This is a genomic window from Methylobacterium phyllosphaerae (genome assembly GCF_001936175.1).
Classification (GTDB): Bacteria; Pseudomonadota; Alphaproteobacteria; order Rhizobiales; family Beijerinckiaceae; genus Methylobacterium; species Methylobacterium fujisawaense.
In genome coordinates, this window is record NZ_CP015367.1 from 1,886,765 (window position 1) to 1,909,858 (window position 23,094).

Consider the following 23,094-nt stretch of genomic DNA (forward strand, 5'->3'; position numbering starts at 1 on the left):
GCTCCGATTGGTCGACATGATAATGAATTCGATTGTGTCCGGTCAGCCGGGGCGTTTCATCGCGCCCGGTCTGACACCGCTCTCAGACCAGCACCGGCAGCGCCTCCTGCTCGCCCACGCCGAAGACCCGCCGGTAGCGGGCGACCTCGTCGGCCGGGCCCTGCGCCTTGGTGGGATTGTCGGAGAGTTTCACGGTGGGTCGGCCCTTCGCCTCCGTGACCTTGCAGACGATGGAGACCGGATCGAGCTTGCCGTCCGGCAGGAGGCCGCGGAAATCGTTGGTGAGCAGCGTGCCCCAGCCGTAGCCGATGCGCATGCGCCCGTGGAACCGGGCGTGGATGCGCTCGATCTCGTCGATGTCGAGCCCGTCGGAGAAGATCGCGAGCTTGTCCCGCGGATCGTGCCCGCGCGCCTGCCAGAACCGGATCACCTCCTCGCCGCCCTCGATCGGATCCTTCGAATCGATGCGGATGCCGGTCCAGTCGCTGACCCAGTCGGGAGCATTGGCCAGGAATCCGGTGGTCCCGTAGGTGTCGGGCAGGATCACCAGCAGGTTGCCGCCGTAATCCTCCTGCCAGTCGGCCAGCACCGCGTAGGGCGCGGCGGCGAGCGCCCCGTCGTCCTCGGCGAGGGCGGCGTAGACCATCGGCAACTCGTGGGCGTTGGTGCCCACCGGCTCGACCTCCTGCCGCGCGGCGATCAGGCAGTTCGAGGTACCGAGGAACGCGCCGCCCAAGCCCTCGGCCATGGCCTGCACGCACCAGTCCTGCCAGAGGAAACCGTGGCGGCGGCGCGTGCCGAAATCCGCCACCGACAGGTCCGGCAGCTTCTGCAGCCGCTCGATCTTCTCCCAGACCCGGGTCATGGCCCGGGCGTAGAGCACCTGAAGGTCGAGCTTGCCGAGGCCCCGCAGCACGGCGCGCGCCCGCAGCTCGTTGAGGATCGCGAGCGCCGGGACCTCCCACATCGTGGTCTCGATCCAGGGACCGTGGAAGGTCAGCTCGTACTGGCCGTCATGGACGGCGAGCTCGTAGTCGGGGAGCCGGAAGGTCTCGAACCACGCCACGAATTCCGGCCCGAGGATGCGCCCCTGGCCGCGGAACACGTTGCCGCGCAGCCAGGTGATTTCGCTCTTGCTCAGCCGCAACGTCCGGGCATGATCGAGCTGTTCGCGCAGCAGGCCGGCATCGACCTCGTCGGCGATGCGGATGCGCCGCGTGCGGTTGGTGATGCCGAAGGTGGTCTCGATCGCGGGGTGCCGGCGCAGGATCGTCTGCGCCATCAGCAGCTTGTAGAAATCGGTGTCGAGCAGCGACCGCACGATCGGGTCGATGCGGAAACTGTGATCGTAGACCCGCTTCGCCAGATCGAGCATTCTTTTCGCACTCTGCCGCGCTTCGATGGCGCAGAGCGCATGCCGAGCCCGCGCCCGTCAAGAAGACGGGCGGCCTCCTCCCGGAAACCGCCCGTGCGAACGCCTGTCCTGAAGACCGATCCTCAGGCGAGGTCGACCTTCTTGGTCTCGGTCTTGGGGCTCTCGCCGGTGAGGGAGGCCTTCACGTAGCCGTAGAGGTGCAGCATCGTGCTGTTGGGGCTGTCCCAGTACTCGCCCTTCTCCGGATGGACGCGGATCAGCGCCACCTCGGGATCATTCTTGCCGTTGGGGAACCACGTCTTCAGGCTCTCATTCCACTTGGCGTCGATGATCGCCTGATCGCGGACGATCTCGGCCTTGCCGGCCACCGAGACGTAGTTCTGGCTCGACGGGTCGGAATAGGCGAGGTTGATCTGGTTGTCGCGGCTGATCTCCGTCGTCTTGGGCGAGTGCAGCTTGGTGAAGAACCACAGGTCGCCGTTCTCGTCGGCATCGTTGTTCCACATCGGGCGGCTGTTGAGCGTGCCGTCGGAATCGACGGTGGTCATCATGGCGATCTTCACGTCCTTGATGAGCTCGAACAGCTTCTTCGCGCCTTCGTGGTCGCGGTGGTTGCCCTGATGCATGAAAATGGTCTCCTACGCGTCGTGTCGGTCCCGGCGGGCCTCTCCGAGAGGGGGCCGCCGAAGGCTGCCCCGACAACGGATCAATCTCCCGTTGGTTCAGCTTGCCCGTGCGGTGACGGAGGTTCGGATGAAACGCGTTCGGATGATCGTCCGTGCGGCGGTGCCGCTGGTGCTGGTCACCCTCGGCCTCAGCCTGCGGCCGGCCGCGGCCGAGGTGCGCTTCGGCCCGGGCGTGCGCATCGGCGGGCATGACTTCTCGCACCGGCGCTATGGCAGCGTCCATATCGAGCGCGTGAAGCGCCTGCGTGGCCCCCTCGGCTGCCGCCGCCTGCGTCACGGCGTCTACCGGCGCGGCGACGGGACCGTGGTGCGCGGACCCATGGAAGACTGTAACCTCATCGCTCGACCGCGATGACCGAAGACGACCGAAGACGACCGCGGAGCGGCGTGAGGCCGATCCGGCCGGGACGGGCGTCGGGACGCAGGCGATCGGGCCGGTCGTCGATTGAGGACGCGGGGTCTGGTGTTCTCGGCCCGCTCGGTTACATGCACGGGCATACTTGTTTGCCCGCTGGAGGACATCTTGGCGATTACCCGCGACGACGTGCTGAAGGCGCTCGCCAGCGTCACCGTCGATGCCGCCGGCACCACCCTGCCGGGCTCCGGCCGGCTCTCCCAGGTCGTGGTCGATCCGAACAACCGGGTGATGTTCTCGATCCTGGTCGATCCCAGCGAGGCCGAGCGGTTCGAGCCGGTGCGGCGGCAGGCGGAAGGGCGCGTCCTGCAGATGCCGGGCGTCTCGGGCGTGTTCGCGAGCCTCACCTCCGAGCGGAGCCAGAGCCATCCGGCGCAGAGCAGCGCCGCCCCGCGCCCCGTGACGCCGCCGCCGGTCGCCCCGCCGCGGCCAGGCGCGCCGCCGAACCAGGGTCCGCAGATCGCGGGCGTGCGCCACATCGTGGCGGTGGCCTCCGGCAAGGGCGGCGTCGGCAAGTCCACCACCGCCTGCAACCTCGCCCTGGCGCTCCAGGCCCAGGGGCTGAAGGTCGGCCTCCTCGACGCCGACATCTACGGCCCGTCGGTGCCCAAGCTGTTCGGCCTCTCGGGCAAGCCGACCGTCGTGGACAACAAGGCCATGGAGCCGATGGTCGGCTACGGCCTCAAGGTCATGTCGATCGGCTTCCTGATCGAGCCCGAGACGGCCATGATCTGGCGCGGCCCGATGGTGCAGTCGGCCATCACCCAGATGCTGCGGGACGTGCTCTGGGGCGAACTCGACGTGCTCCTCGTCGACATGCCGCCCGGTACCGGTGACGCGCAGCTCACCATGGCGCAGGCGACGCCGCTCTCGGGCGCCGTGATCGTCTCCACACCCCAGGACCTCGCGCTGATCGATGCCCGGCGCGGCGTCACCATGTTCAAGAAGGTCGCGGTGCCGATCCTCGGCGTGATCGAGAACATGGCGACCTTCGTCTGCCCGAATTGCGGCCACGCCTCGCACATCTTCGGACATGGCGGCGCGCGCATCGAGGCGCAGCGTCTCGGCGTGCCGTTCCTCGGCGAGGTGCCCCTCGACATGACCATCCGGGAGACCTCGGATTCCGGCCGGCCGGTGGTGGCAACCGACCCGGACGGGCCGCACGCGAAGGTCTATCGGGAGATCGCCGCCCAGCTCTGGGCGAACCTGTCCGGTGCGCCGGCCGGGCGGACGGCGCCGAAGATCGTCTTCGAGTGAGACCGTGCCCGTCCCTCCGGTCCTGGGCCTGATCCTGGCCGGCGGGCAGGCGCGGCGGATGGGCGGGGGCGACAAGCCGCTGCTGCGCCTCGACGGGCGGACCCTGCTGGAGCGGGTGGTCGAACGGCTCGGGCCGCAATGCGGGGCGGGGCTCGCCCTCAGCGCCAACGGCGACCCGGCCCGGTTTTCCGGGTTTCCCGGGCCGGTCCTGCCGGATCCGCTGCCGGATCAGCCGGGCCCGCTCGCCGGCATCCTCGCCGGGCTGGAACACGCCGCAGGACATGGGATGGCGCGGGTGGTGAGCGTGTCGGGCGACGCGCCCTTCCTGCCGGAGGATCTGGTGGCGCGGCTATGCGCGGCCGGCCCTGAATCGGGCATTGCCCTGGCTGCCTCGGGCGCGCGGCGGCACTTCACGATCGCCCTCTGGCCGACGATTCTGCGCGACGACCTGCGGGACTATCTGGGGCGCGGCGAGCGCCGCGTCGGCGCCTTCATCGACCGCCATGGCGCAGCGGTGGCGTCCTGGCCGGTCGAGCCGGTGGACCCGTTCCTCAACGTCAACACGCCAGAGGATCTGGCCGCGGCGGAAGCGCTCGGACTCAGGTCAGGATCTGAAGGCCATGTTTCTGGACGATCGTCAGGAGCTTGAGCGCCATGCCGCTGGGCTTCTTGGCGGCCGTCTCCCACTTCTCGACCGTGCTCTCGCTCGTGTTGAGATAGCGGGCGAAGACCGGCTGACTCACGTTGAGGCTTTCGCGAAGCCGCTTGATCTGAGCTGGCTCGATCGCGGGCGGCGCGGTGAGGCATGCTTCGTCGAACCAGCGCATCGTCGCCATGTCGGTCACACCAGCCTCATGGAGGGCTGCGGCGGTCGCATGAATCGACTCGAAGGCGTCACCTTTAAATGTCCGCTTCCCCACCATCGCAGATCTCCGTGATGTGCCCGGTCGAGACGAGGCGGGCGATATCCACCTCCGAAGTCTTCTCAAGTGCCTTGGCTAGCTGACGGAAGGCTCTCAGCTCATCGTCATCGATGTTGGCACGATCTTTCTTGGCGAAGAGGTACTGAGACAGCCAATAGGAGCCGACCTTGGTCAGGATGATGCTCCGGTGTCGGTTCCGGTTCAGGCGCTTCTTGAAGAAACCGCCGCCCAGGTCGTCGTCTTGGCCCTTCGCGACGTCTCTGATTGCCGCGCACAATTCCCGGTCGGCAATGCCGGCCTTTCGTGCCGCCTTGGCAAACCAGGCCGGCTTGAAGGTGCGCATTCCGGTATCGGACTCGGACACCGCGCGAGGCTGGCATCCGGGTCTTGCGCGGGGCTCACCCGCGCGCCTTGCGGGGCGCGCGGGTGAGGGACGATCAGGCGGCGCCGACGGTCGCCTTCACGATCTTGTCCGGCGAGCGCGGCGGCTCGCCCTTGTTGATCGTGTCGACGACGTCCATGCCTTCCACGACCTTGCCCCACACCGTGTACTGCTTGTCGAGGAAGCGGGCGTCGTCGAAGCAGATGAAGAACTGCGAGTTCGCCGAGTGCGGGAAGTTGGTCCGCGCCATGGAGCAGGTGCCGCGCACGTGCGGCTCGGCGTTGAACTCGGCCTTCAGGTCCGGCAGGTCCGAACCGCCCGAGCCGGTGCCCGTCGGGTCGCCCGTCTGGGCCATGAACCCGTCGATCACCCGGTGGAACGGCACGCCGTCGTAGAAGCCCTGGGCGGCGAGCGTCTTGATCCGCTCGACATGGCCCGGGGCGAGGTCGGGACGCAGCGCGATGACGACGCGGCCCTTGGTGGTCTCCAGTACGATGGTCTCGTTGTCGGCCATAGTCTTTCCTTCCGGTTGGGGGAACTGTATCGGCGCGCGCCGGATCCGGCCAGCGCCCGTAACGGGTGCGCCGGCCCTCAGGCCGGCGGGCGGTAGACGAAGCGGAGCGCCACCGGCCGGCCCGCGATGGCCCGGCCCAGGCCCGCCGTGATGTGGACCGGGGTGCAGCGCGCCAGGGCGTCGAGGGTGCCGCGCACCAGAGCGGTCCGCTGATCGCCCGCGGTGCCCGCCGCGTATGTGACGCGCGGCGGGCCGATCAGGCTCCCGTCGCGCCGCAGCGCGAGCCGCACGGTGATCTCGATATCGCCGGCCCCGTCGCCCGGGCGGGCGAGGCCGCCCGGCGCCTGCCAGCAGGCGGCGAGCGCCGGATAGAGCTCGGCCAGGGTGTCGGCGGGCCGCGTCGCCATCCGCGACACCGGCACCGCGATCGTCGCGCGCAGGGTCTGGGGCAGGCTCAGCGGATAGCCGCCCCCCGGCTCGACGGCGTAGCCGTAGAAGGGGGCGCCGTCATAGGCCGCGGCGGCCGCCGGGATCAAGCTCAGCAGGAGGAGCGAGGCGGCGCGCCGACCCGGCATGCGGCCGCTACTTGGCCTTCTCGGCGAGGGTCATGCTGACGATCTTGTCGGGGTCCTGCACGGCGCCGCCGGGCGCGCCGGGGGCGGCCTTCTTGATCTTGTCGAGCACGTCGAGCCCGTCCGTGACGTTGCCGACGATCGTGTACTGGCCGTTCAGGAACGGCGCGTCGCCGAGGCAGATGAAGAACTGCGAGTTCGCCGAGTTCGGATCCTGCGAGCGGGCCATGCCCACGGTGCCGCGGCGGAACTGGGCCGATTGCGTGAATTCCGCCGGGATGTTCGGCAGGCTGGAGCCGCCGGTGCCGTTGCCCTTCGGATCGCCGGTCTGGGCCATGAAGCCGTCGATCACCCGGTGGAACTTGAGGCCGTTGTAGAAGCCCTGCGAGACCAGCGTCTTGATCTGCTTGACGTGCTTAGGCGCCAGGTCCGGCCGCAGCTCGATGGTGATCCGCCCGTCCTTGGTTTGGAGGTAGACGGTGTTGGCGTCGGCAGCCCAGGCCGCCGGGGCCGTGCCGAGCGTGAGGGCGAGCGCGAGGAGGGCGTGGCGTCGGTTCATCGAAGTCCTTCCAGTCTCAGGAATGGGCGGCGAAGCGCTGCCGGAGGCGCGCGGCCACGGCGGCGGGCACGAAGGGCGAGACGTCGCCCCCCATGCCGGCGATCTGGCGCACCAGCGTCGCGGTGATCGGGCGCACCTGGATCGAGGCCGGCAGGAACACGGTCTGCACCTCCGGCGCCATGGCGCCGTTCATGCCGGCGAGCTGCATCTCGTAGTCGAGGTCGGTGCCGTCGCGCAGGCCGCGGATGAACAGCGCGGCACCGCAGCGCCGGGCGGCCGAGACGGCGAGATCGTTGAAGGTCACGATCTCCAGCGTCGCGCCCTCCTCCTGCGCCACCGGCCCGCAGGTCTCGGTCAGGAGCGCCGCCCGCTCCTCGGCGGAGAACAGCGGCGCCTTGCCGGGATGCACGCCGATGGCGATCACGAGGCGGTCCACCAGCCGGCAGGCTTGGCGGACCACGTCGAGATGGCCGTTCGTGACCGGGTCGAACGAGCCGGCATAGAGGGCGGTGCGGGTCATCGCGACCCGACCTAGAGCATTTTTGCGCGGGACGGAACCTCGGGGCGGGACGGCCGGAGCCTCATGCCTTCTCGGGACCGCCCTCGATGCTGCCCTCGATGCCGGGCTCCTGCCCGGCTTCGCCGTTGGTTTCGTCCTCGCCCTCGATATGCTCCACCGAGACGACCTTCTCGTCCTTGGCGGTGTTGAACACCGTCACGCCCTGCGAGGCGCGGCCGACGATGCGGATGTCGTCCACCGGCACGCGGATCAGCTGGCCGCCATCGGTGACCAGCATGATCTGGTCCGAGGCCTCCACGGGGAAGGACGCCACGAGGCTGCCGTTGCGGGCGTTGACCCGCATCGCCGTGATGCCCTTTCCGCCGCGTCCCGAGGTCCGGTACTCGAACGACGAGGAGCGCTTGCCGTAGCCCCGCTCCGACAGGGTGAGCACGTATTGCTCGGCCGCCCCCATCTCGTTGTAGCGGTCCAGCGAGATCGCCGCGGCCTCGGCGCCGTCCTCGGCCTCCGCCTCGCCGTTCTCCTCCGCCTCGCCGGTCACGGCGCGACGCATCTTCAGGTAGCCGGCGCGCTCCTCAGCGGTGGCGTCGAAGGCGTTCAGGATCGTCATCGAGATGACCCGGTCGTCCTTGGCGAGCTGGATGCCGCGCACGCCGGTCGAATCGCGGCCCTTGAAGACGCGCACATCCTCGACGGGGAAGCGGATGCACTGGCCGAGGGCCGTGGTCAGCAGCACGTTCTGGTCCGGACGGCAGATCTCGACATGGACGATGTGGTCGCCCGGATCGAGCTTCATGGCGATCTTGCCGTTGCGGTTCACCGTGGTGAAGTCCGACAGCTTGTTGCGCCGGACGTTTCCGCTCGCGGTCGCGAACATCACGTCCAGCGTCTCCCAGGACGCCTCGTCCTCGGGTAGCGGCATGATCGTGGTGATGCGCTCGGAGGTGTCCTGCAGCTGCAGGATGTTCACCAGCGCCTTGCCGCGGGCGTTCGGGGCGGCCATCGGCAGGCGCCAGACCTTCTCCTTGTAGGCCTGTCCCTGGCTGGAGAAGAACAGCACCGGCGTGTGGGTGTTGGCCACGAACAGGCGGGTGACGAAATCCTCGTCGCGGGTCGCCATGCCGGAGCGGCCCTTGCCGCCGCGGCGCTGGGCCCGGTAGGTCGAGAGCGGCACGCGCTTCACGTAGCCGGCATGCGACACGGTCACCACCATGTCCTCGCGGGCGATCAGGTCCTCGTCCTCGACGCTGCCGTCGAAGTCGACGATCTCGGTCCGGCGCGGGGTGGCGAATTGCTCGCGGACCTCGATGAGCTCCTGCTTCACGATGGTCTGGATGCGCACCCGCGAGCGCAGGATGTCGAGATAGTCGGCGATCTCGTCGGCGAGCGTCTTCAACTCGTCGCCGACCTCGTCGCGGCCCAGAGCCGTGAGGCGCTGCAGGCGCAGGTCGAGGATGGCGCGGGCCTGGGTCTCGGACAGGCGGTAGGTGCCGTCCTCGGCGACCCGGTGGCGCGGATCGTCCACCAGGGCGATCAGCGGCGCGATGTCGTGGGCCGGCCAGTCGCGGCCCATCAGAGCCTCGCGGGCCGTGTTCGGGTCCGGCGAGGTCCGGATCAGGCGGATCACCTCGTCGATGTTGGCCACCGCGATGGCGAGGCCGCACAAGACGTGCGCCCGCTCGCGGGCCTTGCCGAGGAGGAACTTGGTCCGGCGGGAGACGACCTCCTCGCGGAAATCCACGAAGGCCTCGAGCAGGTCCTTCAGGTTCATCAGCTCGGGGCGGCCGCCGTTCAGCGCCACCATGTTGCAGCCGAAGGAGGATTGCAGCGGCGTGAACCGGTAGAGCTGGTTCAGCACAACGTCGGCCATGGCGTCGCGCTTGATCTCGACGACGATGCGCATGCCCGTCCGGTCGGATTCGTCGCGCAGGTCTGAGATGCCCTCGACGCGCTTCTCCTTCACCAGCTCGGCGATCTTCTCGACGAGCGTCGCCTTGTTCACCTGATACGGGATCTCGGTGAAGATCAGCGCCTCGCGCTCCTTGCGCAGCTCCTCGACATGCGACTTGGCGCGCATGATCACCGAGCCGCGCCCCGTCGCGTAGGCCTGGCGCGTGCCGGCGCGGCCGAGGATCATGCCGCCGGTGGGGAAGTCCGGGCCGGGCACGATCTCGGTGAGCTGCTCGATGGTCAGGCCCGGATCGTCGATCAGGGCCACGCAGGCGTCGATCAGCTCGCCGAGATTGTGCGGCGGGATGTTGGTGGCCATGCCGACCGCGATGCCGCCGGCGCCGTTGACGAGGAGATTCGGGAAGCGGGCCGGGAGGACGGTCGGCTCCTCGCGCGACTCGTCGTAGTTCGGTCCGAAATCGACGGTGTTCTTGTCGATGTCGGTGAGCAGCGCGGTGGCGGGCTTGGCCAGCCGCGATTCGGTGTAGCGCATGGCGGCCGGCGGATCGCCGTCCACCGAGCCGAAATTGCCCTGCCCGTCGATGAGCATGAGGCGCATGGAGAAGTCCTGCGCCATCCGCACGAGGGCGTCGTAGATCGATTGGTCGCCGTGCGGGTGGTAGAGACCGATCACGTCGCCGACGATGCGCGCCGACTTGACGTATTTCCGCTCGGGCAGGTGCCCGGATTCGAAGGCGGAGTAGAGGATGCGCCGGTGGACCGGCTTGAGACCGTCCCGGGCGTCGGGAAGCGCCCGGCTCACGATCACGCTCATCGCGTAATCGAGGTAGGAGCGGCGCATCTCGTCGGTGATGGAGACGGGGCGGATGTCGCTGGCGGGCGGGGCGGCGCCAGTCGGATCGTTCTCGGCCAAGTCGATTTCCGTTCTGAGGCCCGGACGGGCGGTGCTCGCGGCGGCCAGGCGGCGCGCGATGCGCCGCAACGGCCTTACGGAAGAGCAGTGATATCAGACGGTTAAATAAGGTTTTCCGAGGCCGCCCGCAAGGTCGCCCGCGAGGCCGCGTCCCGGCCGGATCGGGCAGGGACGCGGAGGGCTTCGCTCAGTAGAACGTCACGTGCCGGGGACCGAAACGGCGGCCGTGCCAGACGTGGTGGCGGTGCCAGTGACGGCGGAAATGGTGGTGCCGGTGCCAATGGTGACGGCGGTGCCAATGGTGGCGGCGGTGATGCCAGTGGCGGCGCCAATGATGGTGCCGGTGCCAGTGGCGCCGGTAGTGCCAGCGGGCCTGCTGCACGGCGGGGGCGGGCGCTGCGGCCTCGGCGCTCGCCGGGACCGGCAGGGGCGCCGCGCGCGCAGGCACACTTGCCAGCCCGCCGAGCAGGGCGGCGAGGAGGACCAGGATTGGCCAGGGTCGCATCGTTTCTCTCCCGTGTGAGCACCCGTCCGAGTCCAGCGGATCCGGGCCGGCACGAGGCTCGCGCCGTTGCCGGAAACGGCCAAGGTCGGCAAACGGTTCGATCCGTTCTGAATGCGCAGATGCGCCGCCCTTGCGTGCGGCGGCAAAGCGCCCAGTTTCCGGACAGGCGCATCCGGGCCGTCCCCCGCCCGGTCCTTCGACGAGCCGCGTAAGACTCCCATGGCGTTCGCGTTCCCCGACTCCGTCCGCGCCCTCCTGCCGCGCCGCTTCAGGGATCGTCGTCCGCGGGTCGCCGTGGTCCGGCTCTCCGGCACCATCGGGGCGGTGTCTCCGATCCGTCCGGGCCTCTCGATCGGCGGCGTGGCGGGCAGCCTCGAGCGGGCCTTCGGGATGCCGGGGGTCAAGGCTGTGGCGCTGCTGATCAACTCGCCGGGCGGTTCACCGGCGCAGTCGCACCTGATCCACCGCCGCATCCGGGCCCTCGCCGAGGAGAAGCGTCTGCCGGTCATCGCCTTCGTGGAGGATGTCGCGGCCTCGGGCGGCTACATGATCGCCTGCGCGGCCGACGAGATCATCGCCGATCCGACCTCGATCGTCGGCTCCATCGGCGTCGTCTCGTCGGGGTTCGGCTTCCATGGCCTGCTGGAGAAGCTCGGTGTCGAGCGTCGCGTTCATACGCAGGGCGAGGCGAAGTCGATGCTCGACCCGTTCCGCCCGGAGGATCCCGCCGACGTGGAGCGCCTGAAGCGCATCCAGGCCGACGTGCAGGACCTGTTCACCGGCCTCGTCACCGCCCGGCGCCCGACCCTGGCCCGCACCGAGAACCTGTTCACCGGCGCGGTCTGGACCGGGCGGCAGGCGCTGCCCCTCGGTCTCGTCGATGCGCTCGGCGACCTGCGCACCGCGATGCGCGCCCGCTTCGGCGAGACGGTCGACCTGCGCCTCGTGGCCGAGGCCCGGGGCGGCCTCGTCTCCCGCCTGCTGCGCCGGGGCGGCGCGCCGGGCGGGATCGAACTCGCCGAGGGGGCGATGGCCGCCGTCGCGGAGCGCGCAGCCTTCGCCCGTTACGGGCTCTGAGACGGGGCCGGAGGGCTTCGCGCTTCGGTGCCCTTCGGAGATCCGCTACCGCCCTGCACGCCGTGCGGAGACGCGGGCGAGCGCCGCGAGATCCTTCTCGCCGTCGCCGTGGCTGATCGCCTCGATGAGGCCGTCGCGCAGCACGCTCGCGAAGGGCATCGGCACCCCCGCGCCCTCGGCGGCCTGGAGGGCGAGCCGCATGTCCTTGGCCCCGAGCTTGAGGAGGAAGCCCGGCGGCTCGTAGCGGTTCTGCGCGATCGAGGCGCCGTAGCCCTTGTAGACCGGCGCGGCGAACAGCGTGTTGGTCATCAGGTCGAGGAAGTCGGCGCCCGGGACGCCGTGGCCCTCCGTGAGCGCACAGGCCTCCGCCATGGCCTCGATCGCCGAGATCAGCATGAAGTTGCCGGCGAGCTTGACGGCGTTCGCCCGCGCCGGGTCGTCGCCGAAACGCCAGGTCCTGGCACCCATGGCGTCGAGGAGCGGGCCCGCGCGGTCGATCAGGGCCGCCGCCCCCGCCGCCACGATGTTGAGCTTGCCGGCCTCCGCCACGTCCGGCCGCCCGAAGACCGGCGCGGCGATGTAGGGGACGCCCGCCCGCTCGTGCACGGCGGCGAGCTGCCGGGCGAGCGCCACCGAGATCGTGCTCATGCCGATGTGCAGGCCCGGGCGCTCCGGCCGGTCGAGCAGGCCGCCCGCCACGATCACGGCTTCGAGCGCCGCGTCGTCGGCCAGCATGGTGATGACCGCGTCGCCGGCGAAGGCTTCGGCGGCGCTCGCCACCGGGGTGACGCCGTCGATGCCGCGCGCGGCCTCGGGCGAGCGGTTCCAGGCGCGGACCGTGTGACCCGCCCGCGCGAGGTTGGCGGCCATGGCGCGACCCATCCGCCCCAGTCCGATGAATCCAACGTCCATGCCGTGCTCCTCGACGCGCTCTGCCGCCTGCCAACCTGGGTGCCCCCGCGCGGCGGTCAACGGCGCCCGGCCGGATTTGCGCCGATCGCCGGCCGTGGCAAGCTCGACCCATGCTGCAGAATCGCATCACCGACATCCCCGGCCTGCGGGTCGGTCACGCCACCGATCTGCGGCTTGCGAGCGGCGTCACGGCGATCCTGTTCGACGATCCGGTGGTCGCTTCCGTCGACGTGCGCGGCGGCGGGCCGGGCACCCGCGAGACCGACCTGCTCGATCCCGAACGCACCGTGGAACGGATCGACGCCCTAGTCCTGTCCGGGGGCTCAGCCTTCGGTCTCGACGCGGCGGCCGGGGTGACGGCGTGGCTCGCCGAGGCCGGGCGCGGCTTCCCGGTCGGCGGCATGCGGGTGCCGATCGTTCCCGGCGCGATCCTGTTCGATCTCCCCAACGGCGGCGACAAGGCCTGGGGGCGCTACCCGCCCTACCGCGAGCTGGGCTTCGCGGCCGCCGCGGCTGCGGCCGCGGACTTCGCCCTCGGCTCCGTCGGGGCCGGGACCGGCGCGCGCACGGGTCGGCTCAAGGGCGGGATCGGATCCGCCTCGGCGCGGGTACCGGGCACGGACTTCCGGGTCGGGGCCCTCGCCGCCGTGAACGCCTTCGGCAACGCGACCGTCGGCGACGGCCCGCATTTCTGGGCCGCGCCCTTCGAGGATGGTGACGAGTTCGGCGGCCTGGGCGCGCCGGCCCATGTTCCCGCCGAAGCCCACGCCTTCCCGATGCGCGCGCTGCCCGGCGCCGCCACGACGCTCGCCGTGGTGGCGACCGACGCGGCGCTGACCAAGGCGCAGTGCCGGCGCCTCGCGGTGGCGGCGCAGGACGGCCTCGCCCGCGCCCTCGTGCCGGCCCATACGCCGCTCGATGGCGATCTGGTCTTCGCCGTGGCGACCGGCGCCGTGCCCCTCGCCGACCCGGTGGTGGACCTCGCTCGCCTCGGAGATGTCGCCGCGCGGGTCCTGGCCCGGACCGTGGCGCGCGGGGTGTTCGCCGCGACGAGCCTGCCGGGGCTCGCGCCGTCGCCGCCCCTGGCGGGTGCGGGGCTTCCGCCGGCCTGGCGCGACCTCTACGGCGCCTGATCCGCCACGCCCGCTCCGGAACGAAGCGGCAGGACCGGGGTTACAGGGCGCGGCCGAAGGCCGTGTCGTGGCTCGGATCGCGCCGGGCCGCGACCTGTGCCAAACGGGAGGATTCCTCATGAAAATGACCGGCCTGATCATCGCCGCGTCCGTCGCACTGTTCGCCGGCGGCGCCCAGGCGATGCCCGTGGCGCCGCTGTCCGGCGGCGACGCCTCGGTCACCCTCGTGCGCGGCGGGTGCGGGTTCGGCGCGCATCGCGGGCCGTATGGCGGCTGCCGCCTGAACCGCGGTCCGCGTGGTGCGATGCGCCGCGCCATGACCGGCGCGCCCCGCGGTTGCCCGCCCGGCCTCTACCGCGGCCCGCGGGGCTTCTGCCACCGCTGAGCGATGGCGTCGGTGCCGCCCGCCGGGGCGGTGCCGACGCACGACGGCGTCGGGTCCGACTGGAGTGCGCCCGGGGCGAGCGGAACGGAACCGCACGCTGGCGAGACGCCGGGAGGCTCGGACCCGCGTGGCGGCTCGGACGCGGCCCCGAGCCCCGGGCTTCTGCGGGACCGGTGTCTTGCGGCCCGCGTGCCATGTCCGCGGCGGTGCCGGTCCCCGCGCTCAAGCCGGTCGTTTCGGTCTCGAGGCGGCGCGTCTGCGTGGAGGCCGGCTCGGGCGTCTTCTGCGGATCGGTGGCCCGCCTTCGGAGGAGCCGAGCGTGACCGACGGTCCCACCGACCTTAGCGAGCGCCGCTTGCCATTGCGGGCGGCGGCGATGACGATGGTCGTTCCGGGCGCCCGATCAGGTAACCCTGGACGGCATCACAGCCCAGTTGCCTGAGAAGCGCCAGCTGATCCGCATCCTCGACCCCTTCGGCAAGGGTGAGGATGTTCATGTCGCGGCCCATCTGGGTGATCGCCTTGATCACCGCCATCGAGTGGTTGTCCGTCAGCGCGGCCGCTACGAAGCTGCGATCGATCTTGATCCGGTCCAGAGGCAGATCGCGCAGGTGTGCGAGGGACGAGTAGCCGGTCCCGAAATCATCCATCGCGATCTTCAGACCGAGCTGGCGCAGGGCGGAGAGGGTGTGGGCGATCTGACGCCCGTCCTCGACCAGCGCCGTCTCCGTCAACTCGATCTCCAACCGGTGCGGCGGCAACCCGCTCTCGGCCAGAGCTGCGGTGATGTGGGCGAGAAGCATCGGCGAGCGGAACTGGACGGCCGACACGTTCACGGCGACATGCTGATGCGGCTGCCAGCGGGTGGCTTGGCGGCACGCCTCGCCCAGCACCCAGGTCCCGATCGGCACAATCAGCCCCGTCTCTTCCGCCACCGGGATGAAGCTTGCCGGCGCGACGAGCCCCCGCGTCGGATGCTGCCACCGGATCAGCGCCTCGAAGCCGACGACAGCGTCATCGGCGAGGGCCATGATGGGCTGGTAGGCGAGATGAAACTGCCCCTCCGTCAAGGCGATCCGGATGTCGTTCTCCAGGGTGTGGCGCTCGGCGACGACCTCCATCATGCCCGATGCGTAGTGCGCTGCGCGTCCTCGTCCGTGACGCTTCGCCTCGTACAGAGCGATGTCGGCGCGCTGCAGCAGCTCTTCCGGACTCGACCGATCCGCGTTGTCGCTCAAGCCGATGCTGCAACCGACCATGACCGTGAGGTCGTTGAAGGCGTACGGCTTCTCGACGTCCACGATGATGTCTTCGGCCAGGCGGCTCGCTGCATCGGCATCCGCCTGTGTGACCACGGCCATCTCGTCGCCGCCCAGGCGCGCCACGAACCCTGACGCGCCCGCTAGGGCGCGCAGGCGCGCGGCAACGGTGACGAGCAGGCGATCGCCGACGCCGTGACCGAACGTGTCGTTGACCGCCTTGAACCGATCGAGATCGATCAGCAGGAGCGTGAAGGCCTGTCCGGTCTCATGGACGAGCGCCATGTGTTCGATGAGCGAGCGGCGATTCGCCAGACCCGTGAGGGGATCACGGTAGGCGAGGTGCAGGATCTCTCGCTGCGCCTGCTTCTCCCGCGAAACATCGTCGAAGGTCAGCACCGCGCCATCGTCGATGGGCTGGCAGGCGATAGACAGGATCCGGCCGTCGTCGAACGTATGCTCGACGAGCGTCTCCTCGCTCCGGGCCATCCAGGTCCGATGATTCGCCAGCACCCGCGCGATGCGGGTTTCGTCCCAGGCATTGGCGCGGCCGGTCACATCCAGAAACGTCGATAAGCTCATGCCTCGGGCCATGCTTCCCGGCGGCAGGTTGAGCATCGTGCACAGTTTCTCGTTGTACAACTCGACGACTTCGGCGCCGGAAACCTTCAGGATCCCGTTCGACATGTTCTGCAATGTCGTCGCCAGGATTCGCGCGTGCGTGGCCTCCTGCCCCTCGAAGCGCTTGGCAACCAGCAGGGCGAGCAATGTGCCGAGCAGGAGGATGGCGGCGCCCGTCGCGGCGAGGGCAGCGAGTTGGACCTGCATGATCGGCAGGAGCTGATCGGACCGCGCTCCGACCAGCGTGGTGCCGGCGATGGAGATGAAGTGCGTGCCGCAGACCGCGGACACGATGAGAAACAGGGTGACGAGCGGTGGACGGGCATGTCGCGCCACGGTCCGAGCCAACGCCATACAGATGCCGCCGATCAGGCTGGCCAGGATGTCGAGGTCGGGCGACTGCGTTTGGCTGCAGCCCCTCAACGCGGCCATGCCGATGAGGTGCATGCCGCCGATCCCCAAGCCCGCCGCCGCGCCGGTTGCTGCGCGCGTCCATGTCCGCGCACATTGCGTCGACAGGGCCAGCGGCCCGCCGACCGCGACAATGGCCACGGCCGCTGAGCCCAGGGTCGTCGCCGCCTCGTAATTCAGAAGGAGGTCGGTCCGGTACCCGAGCATCGCGACGAAGTGGGTGGTCCAAACGCCGGTCCCGGCAACCACGGCCGTTCCGAGTTGCCAGCGCCTCCTGACGCGCGCCGAAGCGCTCTCCGCTTGCCGGATGAAGTGGACGAGCAGCCACGCACTGAAAAAGCAGATGACCATCGCGGCCAGGGCGAAACCGGCCGCCTGACTGTCCAGAAGGGCTGCGACGAAGAGATCCATAGGATCATCATGCACCACAAAGATGTGCGCAAACTAAATCATCATCGTGAAGAATTCTCTGGGCGTGCCCCCATAGACGGCCGGGTGTAACAACCAAAAATTGAAGGTGTCGGGCAAGCTCGAATATCCTGCCGAACGGCGTCAAAATCTGCCGGTTTCGACCGCCGGAGCTCCGAGTCTCCACGACGTCGAAGCTCCGGGCGTGAACGCGGCCGATTCGCTGTTCCGGAATACTGAGGAATACAGCCAGTCGCCCGTACCGTCTGTACTAGGCCGGAAGAATGGTTTCGCGCTTCGCGAGGTCTCGAATTGTTCTCGAAGAAATGATCGGTCTCAATTTTCGAGAGAAGGCCAATCGCGCAGCCTGTGACATAGCGAATGCCGCGCCGGATCCGGCAGGTTTGGCCGGACCACGGAGTGTCGCGACGGCTTGGCTCTTTTGCCTGTCGCTATAAGGCATTTGTTGGCCGAACTTATAGTATTTATGCCTATTTATTGTATTGAATGTCGGGCATTTGTCGTATGGATGTGATCGCCGCGCGGGCGGCTGGAACGGCGACGTTGATGCGCGGGCCGGATCCTTGCCGGGACGCCAATCGCGCTGGTGCGCGATGGCGTGTGATTGGCCCGGATCTACAAAAGATCGCCGTCCCCACCGTGCTCCGGGCCTGACCGGCGCAGGCGTGATCCTGCTTCGGCCTGCGGGTCGTCCCGCACGGGCAGTGTCACGGCATCCCGGTCGATGCTGCCCGCGCCGTCCTCGCGCGCGGCCAAGCGAACCACGACCGAATGCGGCCTCCCGGTGTCGCGCAACCGGAGGGCTTCGCCGTGCCCGCGAGGGGGCGGCGGCGTCTCACACCTCGGCGCGGGCCTCCTCCAGCAACTGCGCCAGCCCGGCATCCACCTCCGCGGCCAGCATCCGGCGCTCGGCGTCGGTGAGATCCTTGGCCCAGGCCCCGCTGCCGAACCCCTCCGTGCAGCGCGCCCGCTCGGAGGCGAAATAGGCTTCGGTCTCGGCCGGCCGCGTCTTCATGGCGTGGACGAGGCCGAACCACGCCGCCCGCTCCACCACCGCCAGCCGTGCCCGCAGGCGGATGGCCACCGCCTTGTCCGCATCGATCCCGGAATCGCTCATGGTCTCTCTCCGCCCTCCTGCTCCGCGAGCTGCGCGAGCAGGCCCTGAAGCTGTCCCGGAACCGGCTCGTTCGCCGAACGCGCGTAGAGGACGCGCAGTTGCCGGCCGATCTCCGCGAGGCTCATGGAGCCCTTGGCGATCACCCGGTCGGCCTGCCGGTTCAGGCTCTCCTTCTCGGCGGTGGTGATCTCCTTGGCGGTCAGCACCACCACGGGCACGTCGCCATCGGGCCGCGAGCGGAGCGCCCGCAGGAAGCCGAACCCGTCCATCTCGGGCATCATCAGGTCGAGCAGGATCAGGCTCGGCCGGGCCTGGCTGAAGCGTTCCAGGGCGATCCGGCCGTTCTCCGCCTCGTCGACGGTCCAGCCCTCCCGGCCGAGGGAGCGGCGCAGGCGCTCCCGGGCATCCGCATCGTCATCCACCACGAGGACCCGTGCCTCGTTCGGCGCCTCGGGCCGGTAGCGCTCCATCAGGCCCTTGAGCCGGTCCCAGTCGATCGGCTTGACGAAATAGTCGGTGGCGCCGAGCGCCTGGCCGAGCCCCTGCTCGGCCACCACCGAGGTCATGATCACCGGGGTCCCGGCCAGTTCGGGATCGTTGCGCACGGCGTGAAGCACCGCCCAGCCGTCCATGCGGGGCATCTCGACGTCGAGCAGGATCGCCCGCGGCCGGAGCGCCCGGGCGAGCGTCAGGCCGGCGCGGCCGTCATTGGCGCTGCGGACGTGGAAGCCCTCGCGCTCCAGGAAGCGCTGGAGCAGCTCCCGGGCGGCCGGATCGTCGTCGACCAGCAGCACCGTCTCGTGCTCCTCGTGCGGCTCCACCGGCGTGAGAGCCTCGGCCTCGGCCGTCGGCGCATCTTCGGGGCTCAGGATCGCGGGCAGGCGGACCGTGAAGGTCGCCCCCGCCCCCGGAACGCTGGTGACGCCGATGTCGCCGCCCATCGCCTCGCAGAAGGCGCGGGTGATGGCGAGCCCGAGACCCGTGCCGCCGAACTGGCGGGTGGTCGAGTCGTCGGCCTGGACGAAGCGCTCGAACAGCCGCCCGATCTGGGTCTCGGTCATGCCGATCCCGGTATCGGCGACCGCGAAGGACAGCCAGTCCGCCCCCTCTTCCCGGTGCCGCCGCACCGTCAGGGTGATCGTCCCCTTCTCGGTGAACTTGGCGGCGTTGCCGAGCAGGTTCACGAGGCACTGGCGGATCTTGGTCTGATCCTGGTGCATGGACCCGAGATCGGCGCCCGCCCCTTCGCCGGCATCGAGGACGAAGCGGTTGCCCTTCTTCTCCATCAGCGAACCGGTGGAATCGCCGACATCGCGGAGCAGGTCCGCCACCGCGAAGGTCTCGGCCGAGGCGGTCATGCGGCCGGCCTCGATCTTCGAGATGTCGAGGACGTCGTTGATCAGCGACAGCAGGTGGCGCGCGGCCGCCTCGATCTTGCGCAGGTCGGGCAGGAGGGCGGCCTGGCCGATATCCTCCAGCTCCTCGCCGAGCATCTCGGAATAGCCGATCACCGCCGAGAGCGGCGTGCGCAGCTCGTGGCTCATGTTGGCGATGAACTGGCTTTTCGCCCGGTTGGCCGCCTCGGCGGCCTGGCGGGCGCGCTCCACCGCCTCCTCGGCCTCCTTCCGGTCGGTGACGTCGACGCAGGTGCCGACCCATTCCCGGAGGGAACCGTCCTCGGCGAGGACCGGCACGCCGCGCACCTCCATGGTGCGCCAGGCCCCGTCGTGGCGGCGCAGCCGGTACTCGACCTCGTAGAGCGCCCGCGCCTCCACGGAGGCGGCCCAGGCATCGGCCGCGTGACCCCGGTCCTCGGGATGGACGGCATCCAGCCAGCCCCAGCCCTGGTAGGCCTCCTCGGTCTGGCCGGTATAGATGCTCCATCGGACCTGCGGCGGCATCAGCTCGCCCGCCGCGTTGGTGTTCCAGATCACCGCCGCCGAGGCGTCGACCAGCGCCCGGAACCGCTGCTCGGAATGGCGCAGGCGCTCCTCGATGGCGCGGCGGCCGGTGATGTCGGTGTTGGTCCCGTACCAGCGCAGGATCCGCCCGGATTCGTCCCGGTGCGGCAGCGCCTTCGACAGGAACCAGCGATAGGTCCCGTCCCGCCCGCGCAGGGGGAACGTGTCCTCCCAGGACCGGCCCAGGGTGATCGCGGCCCGGTAGCGCTCGGTCACCGCCTCGACGTGATCCGGGTGATGGACCGTGCGCCAGCCCCATCCCCGCATGTCCTCGAGGGACGTGCCGGTGAAATCGTACCAGCGCTGGTTGTACCAGATGATCGTGCCGTCAGCCTCGGCGATCCAGGCGAGCTGCGGCAGCGTCTCGGCGAGGTTGCGGTAATCGGCATCCGTGACGGATCCTGGGCCGCTCTCAGTCTCGCTCATCGACCCGACGCTGTCCCGTCATCCGCCCCAGCGGCGGCCTATACCAGTATTCCTTATACACGCATCGCGTCCGGATCCGACCGCGGCGACGCCGCGGCCGGCAGGCGGCGAAACCGCAGGGCGTCCACCGTGTAGAGCGCGAGCGCCACCCAGATCAGCGCCAGCATGAGCGCCCGGTGCGGCTCGACGTGCTCGCCGTAGACGAGGACGCTGAGGAGAAGCAGGCAGGTGGGCGCCACGTATTGCAGCAGGCCGAGGGTGGTGAGCCGCAGGCGCACCGCCGCGGCGGCGAACCAGATCAGCGGCAGCGCGGTGGTCAGGCCCGTGAGCATCAGGAGCGCGCGGTCGCCCGGCGCGGACGGCAGGAACGGCTCGGGCGAGAGGACGAGCCAGACGATGGCGGCCGGCAGGAGCAGGAGGGTCTCGGCCAGGAATCCGACCAGCGCGTCGACGGCGACGATCTTCCGGGCGAGCCCGTAGAGCGCGAAGCTCACCGCCAGCGACAGCGACATGAGGGGCAGCTCACCGGCCCAGACCACCGCGACGGCGACGCCCGTCGCGGCGATGCCGATGGCCAGCGCCTGCGCCGGCCGCAGCCGCTCGCCCAGCACCACCCGCCCGAACGCCACGCTGACCAGGGGATTGATGTAGTAGCCGAGGCTCGCGTCGAGCAGGTGCCCGCTGCTGACCGCGTAGAGGTAGAGCAGCCAGTTCACGCCGATCATGGCCGCCGAGAGCAGCAGGAGCGCGTGCCGCTTGCGCAGCGGGAACGGCAGGTTCAGGCGGTGGCGCGCCGCGAGGACCAGCGCCAACGCGCCGGCGAACAGGCTCGACCAGACGATGCGCTCCGCCAGGATATGATACGGGGTGTAGGCCCCGAGCATCCGGAAATGCACCGGAACCAGGAGGCCCCAGCTCAGATAGGCGGCGAGCGCGTAGACGAGGCCCACGGCGTCCTCCCGGTCGACCCGGATGGGCGGCCGGGTCGGCGGGCTTTAGCGTGCCGGGCCAGTCCCTGTCAGGGGGTGCCGCGCAGGGCAGCCATCCGGCGGTCGCGGTCGGGTCTTCACGCCGCGCGGATCGTGGCGAGGAAGCGCCGAACCTCACCGCCGAGGTCCGCGGATTGGCGGGCCAGCGCGGCGGCGCAGGCCTGCACCCGATCGGCGGCCGTCCCGGTCTCTCCGGCAGCCGCGGCAACGGCCGCCATGGTGGTGGTCACCGCGCGGGTGCCGGTGGAGGCCTGCACGACGTTGCGGGCGATGGCCCGGGTGGCCGCCTCCTGCTGCGTCACCGAGGCCGCGACGCTGGCGGCGACCCCGTCGATCTCGCGGATCCGTGCGGTGATCGCGGCGATCACCGCGACCGCCTGATCGGTCACGCCCTGGATGCGGCCGATCTGTCCCGAGACGTCGCCCGTCGCCTGGGCCGCCTGCGCGGCGAGGTCCTTCACCTCGCTCGCCACGATCGCGAAGCCCCGTCCCGCCGCTCCGGCGCGGGCCGCCTCGATGGTGGCGTTGAGCGCCAGCAGGTTGGTCTGACGCGCGATGGCCCCGATCAGCTCCACCACCGCGCCGACCTTGGCGGCGGCGGCGCTGAGATCCTGCACGAGGGTCGCGGTCCGATCCGCTTCGACGACGGCGCTCTGAGCGAGGATGGCCGAGCCGCCGATCTGCCGGCCGATCTCCGCCACGGTGGTTTCGAGTTCCTCGGCGGCGGCCGCCACCGTGCCGACGTCGCGCGCGGCCGTCTCGGCGGCACCCGCGACCGCCGTGGATTCGCCGACGGTCCGCGTCGCCGTGACGGTCATGGTCCGGGCGGTGGTCTGGAGGGCGGCGATCGACTCCGACACCAAGCCGATGATGCGTCCCACCGTCAGCTCGAAGCCCTCGGCGAGCCGCAGGAGGGTCCGGCTGCGGTCGGCGGCGGCGTCCTCGGCCTGCCGCCGCGCGGTCTCTGCCTGCGCGACGGCCTTCCGCGCGACGAGGGCCTTGATGCCCGCGACGGCGCTGCCGATGGCACCGATCTCGTCGCCGCGCCGCGCTTCCGGGACCTCCGCGTCGAGCCGCCCGGCCGACATGGCTTTCAGAGCGGCCGTCAACCGGCCGAGGGGGCGGGCGACGCCGACATGCACCACCAGAACACCGATCAGGATGCTGGCGGCGATGCCGCCCGCCGACAGGCTGATCGCCCAGGACAAGGTCGTGCGGGTGTCCGCGCTGAGGGCCGCGGAACCCGTGCGGATCGACGTGCTCAGATCGTCCACGAAGGCGTCGAGGGCGGCAAACAGCGTCTTCTGGAGCGGATCCACCTGCGTGTGCGCCAGCGTCAGGGCCTGGGCGCTCATGCCCTTCTTGGCCATGGCGCACATCTCGCCGGTGAGTGCGATGTAGGTGCCCAGGAGCGTCGCGATCCGGTCGGTCCGATCGTCGAATGTCGGGGCGTTCCGGCGCACGCCGTCGAGGAGGCGTGCGGCTTCGGCCGGAAGGGGCTCGAACGCGGCGCCGATGCGGTCCGACGCGTCCGGATCGGCCTCGCCGAGGGTGCGGAAGGCCACGTAGCTCATCTGATAGACCACGCGTCCGAGGCGTGCCGCCATCGTGGCCGCCGTGGCGTCGTTGCCGAGATAGGCGCTGTAGGCCGCATCGGCCGCGGTCATCCGTTTGGAGATGTACCATAGAAAGCCGACCGCATTCACCGCGATGAAGGCGAACGCGAAGGCGATCTTGACGGCAATGGGGAACTTGAAGTGGCGACGCACTGGGAAAAACTCCGCGCTGCCGCTGCTTATGTGTTAGCGGATGGCGAAGTCGATTGCGAACGCGGGGCTTGGG

General features: G+C 70.1%; 22 protein-coding genes. 6 read left to right on the plus strand and 16 right to left on the minus strand.

Features of this window, described 5'->3' with window-relative positions; translation table 11 throughout:
- Positions 1 to 82 precede the first annotated feature (82 nt).
- Positions 83 to 1,375, minus strand: a complete 1,293-nt coding sequence (gene pncB / locus MCBMB27_RS08270; RefSeq protein WP_043352305.1) for a nicotinate phosphoribosyltransferase — start codon at positions 1,373 to 1,375, stop codon at positions 83 to 85.
- A gap of 122 nt (positions 1,376 to 1,497) precedes the next feature.
- Positions 1,498 to 2,001: a pyridoxamine 5'-phosphate oxidase family protein gene (locus MCBMB27_RS08275; protein WP_043352302.1), complete on the minus strand. Its 504-nt coding sequence runs from the start codon at positions 1,999 to 2,001 to the stop codon at positions 1,498 to 1,500.
- Between the two features lie 142 nt (positions 2,002 to 2,143).
- Between MCBMB27_RS08275 and MCBMB27_RS08280 the strand changes: the two genes are divergently transcribed.
- The 3 genes from MCBMB27_RS08280 (at position 2,144) to mobA (ending at position 4,382) form a co-directional block, all read left to right on the plus strand.
- Entirely contained in the window at positions 2,144 to 2,416 is a 273-nt protein-coding gene (locus MCBMB27_RS08280) for a hypothetical protein (RefSeq protein WP_043352300.1), read from the plus strand.
- 168 nt (positions 2,417 to 2,584) lie between these two features.
- Complete coding sequence (gene apbC, locus MCBMB27_RS08285) at positions 2,585 to 3,733, plus strand: iron-sulfur cluster carrier protein ApbC (protein WP_043352298.1); 1,149 nt, start codon at positions 2,585 to 2,587, stop codon at positions 3,731 to 3,733.
- 4 nt (positions 3,734 to 3,737) lie between these two features.
- Positions 3,738 to 4,382, plus strand: coding sequence for a molybdenum cofactor guanylyltransferase MobA (gene mobA / locus MCBMB27_RS08290; RefSeq protein ID WP_075380216.1), 645 nt, complete (start codon positions 3,738 to 3,740; stop codon positions 4,380 to 4,382).
- On the opposite strand, the gene MCBMB27_RS08295 is transcribed toward mobA, so the two are convergent.
- From MCBMB27_RS08295 to MCBMB27_RS08330, 8 genes are all read right to left on the minus strand, one after another.
- Positions 4,333 to 4,656, minus strand: coding sequence for a helix-turn-helix domain-containing protein (locus MCBMB27_RS08295; protein WP_043384402.1), 324 nt, complete (start codon positions 4,654 to 4,656; stop codon positions 4,333 to 4,335). The two genes, mobA and MCBMB27_RS08295, sit on opposite strands and share 50 nt — an antisense overlap.
- A complete protein-coding gene (locus MCBMB27_RS08300) occupies positions 4,634 to 4,999 on the minus strand; it encodes a type II toxin-antitoxin system RelE/ParE family toxin (RefSeq protein ID WP_170861805.1) in 366 nt (121 codons plus the stop codon). The genes MCBMB27_RS08295 and MCBMB27_RS08300 overlap by 23 nt, the downstream gene beginning before the upstream one ends.
- Before the next feature lie 94 nt (positions 5,000 to 5,093).
- On the minus strand, positions 5,094 to 5,552 hold the full coding sequence (locus MCBMB27_RS08305) for a peptidylprolyl isomerase (RefSeq protein ID WP_043352288.1): 459 nt from the start codon (positions 5,550 to 5,552) through the stop codon (positions 5,094 to 5,096).
- Positions 5,553 to 5,629: 77 nt separating this feature from the next.
- A complete protein-coding gene (locus MCBMB27_RS08310; RefSeq protein ID WP_075380218.1) occupies positions 5,630 to 6,127 on the minus strand; it encodes a hypothetical protein in 498 nt (165 codons plus the stop codon).
- A gap of 7 nt (positions 6,128 to 6,134) precedes the next feature.
- Positions 6,135 to 6,683 (minus strand): peptidylprolyl isomerase, encoded by a 549-nt coding sequence (locus tag MCBMB27_RS08315; RefSeq protein WP_043352284.1) that lies wholly within the window; start codon positions 6,681 to 6,683, stop codon positions 6,135 to 6,137.
- A gap of 16 nt (positions 6,684 to 6,699) precedes the next feature.
- Entirely contained in the window at positions 6,700 to 7,203 is a 504-nt protein-coding gene (coaD, locus tag MCBMB27_RS08320) for a pantetheine-phosphate adenylyltransferase (RefSeq protein ID WP_043352282.1), read from the minus strand.
- A 61-nt stretch (positions 7,204 to 7,264) separates the two neighbouring features.
- On the minus strand, positions 7,265 to 10,027 hold the full coding sequence (gyrA, locus tag MCBMB27_RS08325) for a DNA gyrase subunit A (protein WP_075381900.1): 2,763 nt from the start codon (positions 10,025 to 10,027) through the stop codon (positions 7,265 to 7,267).
- A gap of 187 nt (positions 10,028 to 10,214) precedes the next feature.
- Positions 10,215 to 10,532, minus strand: a complete 318-nt coding sequence (locus MCBMB27_RS08330) for a hypothetical protein (RefSeq protein WP_075380219.1) — start codon at positions 10,530 to 10,532, stop codon at positions 10,215 to 10,217.
- A 219-nt stretch (positions 10,533 to 10,751) separates the two neighbouring features.
- Here MCBMB27_RS08330 and MCBMB27_RS08335 point away from each other — a divergent pair, with 219 nt between their 5' ends.
- Entirely contained in the window at positions 10,752 to 11,609 is an 858-nt protein-coding gene (locus tag MCBMB27_RS08335) for a S49 family peptidase (RefSeq protein WP_053609794.1), read from the plus strand.
- Positions 11,610 to 11,654: 45 nt separating this feature from the next.
- Here the strand turns inward: MCBMB27_RS08335 and MCBMB27_RS08340 are convergent, their stop codons facing one another.
- Positions 11,655 to 12,581 carry an NAD(P)-dependent oxidoreductase gene (locus tag MCBMB27_RS08340; protein WP_335633078.1) on the minus strand — a complete coding sequence of 309 codons (927 nt, stop codon included), beginning with the start codon at positions 12,579 to 12,581 and terminating at the stop codon, positions 11,655 to 11,657.
- Between the two features lie 50 nt (positions 12,582 to 12,631).
- Here MCBMB27_RS08340 and MCBMB27_RS08345 point away from each other — a divergent pair, with 50 nt between their 5' ends.
- Both MCBMB27_RS08345 and MCBMB27_RS08350 read left to right on the plus strand, forming a co-directional pair.
- The gene (locus MCBMB27_RS08345; RefSeq protein WP_075380220.1) at positions 12,632 to 13,654 is read left to right on the plus strand and encodes a P1 family peptidase; all 1,023 of its coding nucleotides are present in this window, start codon (positions 12,632 to 12,634) and stop codon (positions 13,652 to 13,654) included.
- A gap of 118 nt (positions 13,655 to 13,772) precedes the next feature.
- Positions 13,773 to 14,039 carry a GCG_CRPN prefix-to-repeats domain-containing protein gene (locus MCBMB27_RS08350; RefSeq protein WP_051044832.1) on the plus strand — a complete coding sequence of 89 codons (267 nt, stop codon included), beginning with the start codon at positions 13,773 to 13,775 and terminating at the stop codon, positions 14,037 to 14,039.
- Positions 14,040 to 14,380: 341 nt separating this feature from the next.
- Here MCBMB27_RS08350 and MCBMB27_RS08355 read toward each other — a convergent pair whose 3' ends face one another.
- From MCBMB27_RS08355 to MCBMB27_RS08375, 5 genes are all read right to left on the minus strand, one after another.
- Positions 14,381 to 16,741 carry a bifunctional diguanylate cyclase/phosphodiesterase gene (locus MCBMB27_RS08355; protein ID WP_075380221.1) on the minus strand — a complete coding sequence of 787 codons (2,361 nt, stop codon included), beginning with the start codon at positions 16,739 to 16,741 and terminating at the stop codon, positions 14,381 to 14,383.
- A gap of 853 nt (positions 16,742 to 17,594) precedes the next feature.
- Positions 17,595 to 17,876 (minus strand): hypothetical protein, encoded by a 282-nt coding sequence (locus MCBMB27_RS08360; protein WP_043384418.1) that lies wholly within the window; start codon positions 17,874 to 17,876, stop codon positions 17,595 to 17,597.
- The gene (locus MCBMB27_RS08365) at positions 17,873 to 20,263 is read right to left on the minus strand and encodes a PAS domain-containing hybrid sensor histidine kinase/response regulator (protein ID WP_043757393.1); all 2,391 of its coding nucleotides are present in this window, start codon (positions 20,261 to 20,263) and stop codon (positions 17,873 to 17,875) included. The genes MCBMB27_RS08360 and MCBMB27_RS08365 overlap by 4 nt, the downstream gene beginning before the upstream one ends.
- A gap of 53 nt (positions 20,264 to 20,316) precedes the next feature.
- Positions 20,317 to 21,213, minus strand: coding sequence for an EamA family transporter RarD (gene rarD, locus MCBMB27_RS08370; RefSeq protein ID WP_043352599.1), 897 nt, complete (start codon positions 21,211 to 21,213; stop codon positions 20,317 to 20,319).
- 116 nt (positions 21,214 to 21,329) lie between these two features.
- Positions 21,330 to 23,021, minus strand: coding sequence for a methyl-accepting chemotaxis protein (locus MCBMB27_RS08375; protein WP_075380222.1), 1,692 nt, complete (start codon positions 23,019 to 23,021; stop codon positions 21,330 to 21,332).
- Between the last annotated feature and the right edge of the window lie 73 nt (positions 23,022 to 23,094).

What these genes read in the sequence shown, in the direction of transcription:
- pncB (WP_043352305.1), bottom strand. Translation starts at nt 1,375, where the DNA reads ATGCTCGATCTGGCGAAGCGGGTCTACGATCACAGTTTCCGCATCGAC.
- MCBMB27_RS08275 (WP_043352302.1), bottom strand. Translation starts at nt 2,001, where the DNA reads ATGCATCAGGGCAACCACCGCGACCACGAAGGCGCGAAGAAGCTGTTC.
- MCBMB27_RS08280 (WP_043352300.1), top strand. Translation starts at nt 2,144, where the DNA reads ATGATCGTCCGTGCGGCGGTGCCGCTGGTGCTGGTCACCCTCGGCCTC.
- MCBMB27_RS08295 (WP_043384402.1), bottom strand. Translation starts at nt 4,656, where the DNA reads ATGGTGGGGAAGCGGACATTTAAAGGTGACGCCTTCGAGTCGATTCAT.
- MCBMB27_RS08300 (WP_170861805.1), bottom strand. Translation starts at nt 4,999, where the DNA reads ATGCGCACCTTCAAGCCGGCCTGGTTTGCCAAGGCGGCACGAAAGGCC.
- MCBMB27_RS08305 (WP_043352288.1), bottom strand. Translation starts at nt 5,552, where the DNA reads ATGGCCGACAACGAGACCATCGTACTGGAGACCACCAAGGGCCGCGTC.
- MCBMB27_RS08310 (WP_075380218.1), bottom strand. Translation starts at nt 6,127, where the DNA reads ATGCCGGGTCGGCGCGCCGCCTCGCTCCTCCTGCTGAGCTTGATCCCG.
- MCBMB27_RS08315 (WP_043352284.1), bottom strand. Translation starts at nt 6,683, where the DNA reads ATGAACCGACGCCACGCCCTCCTCGCGCTCGCCCTCACGCTCGGCACG.
- coaD (WP_043352282.1), bottom strand. Translation starts at nt 7,203, where the DNA reads ATGACCCGCACCGCCCTCTATGCCGGCTCGTTCGACCCGGTCACGAAC.
- MCBMB27_RS08330 (WP_075380219.1), bottom strand. Translation starts at nt 10,532, where the DNA reads ATGCGACCCTGGCCAATCCTGGTCCTCCTCGCCGCCCTGCTCGGCGGG.
- MCBMB27_RS08335 (WP_053609794.1), top strand. Translation starts at nt 10,752, where the DNA reads ATGGCGTTCGCGTTCCCCGACTCCGTCCGCGCCCTCCTGCCGCGCCGC.
- MCBMB27_RS08345 (WP_075380220.1), top strand. Translation starts at nt 12,632, where the DNA reads ATGCTGCAGAATCGCATCACCGACATCCCCGGCCTGCGGGTCGGTCAC.
- MCBMB27_RS08350 (WP_051044832.1), top strand. Translation starts at nt 13,773, where the DNA reads ATGAAAATGACCGGCCTGATCATCGCCGCGTCCGTCGCACTGTTCGCC.
- MCBMB27_RS08355 (WP_075380221.1), bottom strand. Translation starts at nt 16,741, where the DNA reads ATGGATCTCTTCGTCGCAGCCCTTCTGGACAGTCAGGCGGCCGGTTTC.
- MCBMB27_RS08360 (WP_043384418.1), bottom strand. Translation starts at nt 17,876, where the DNA reads ATGAGCGATTCCGGGATCGATGCGGACAAGGCGGTGGCCATCCGCCTG.
- MCBMB27_RS08365 (WP_043757393.1), bottom strand. Translation starts at nt 20,263, where the DNA reads ATGAGCGAGACTGAGAGCGGCCCAGGATCCGTCACGGATGCCGATTAC.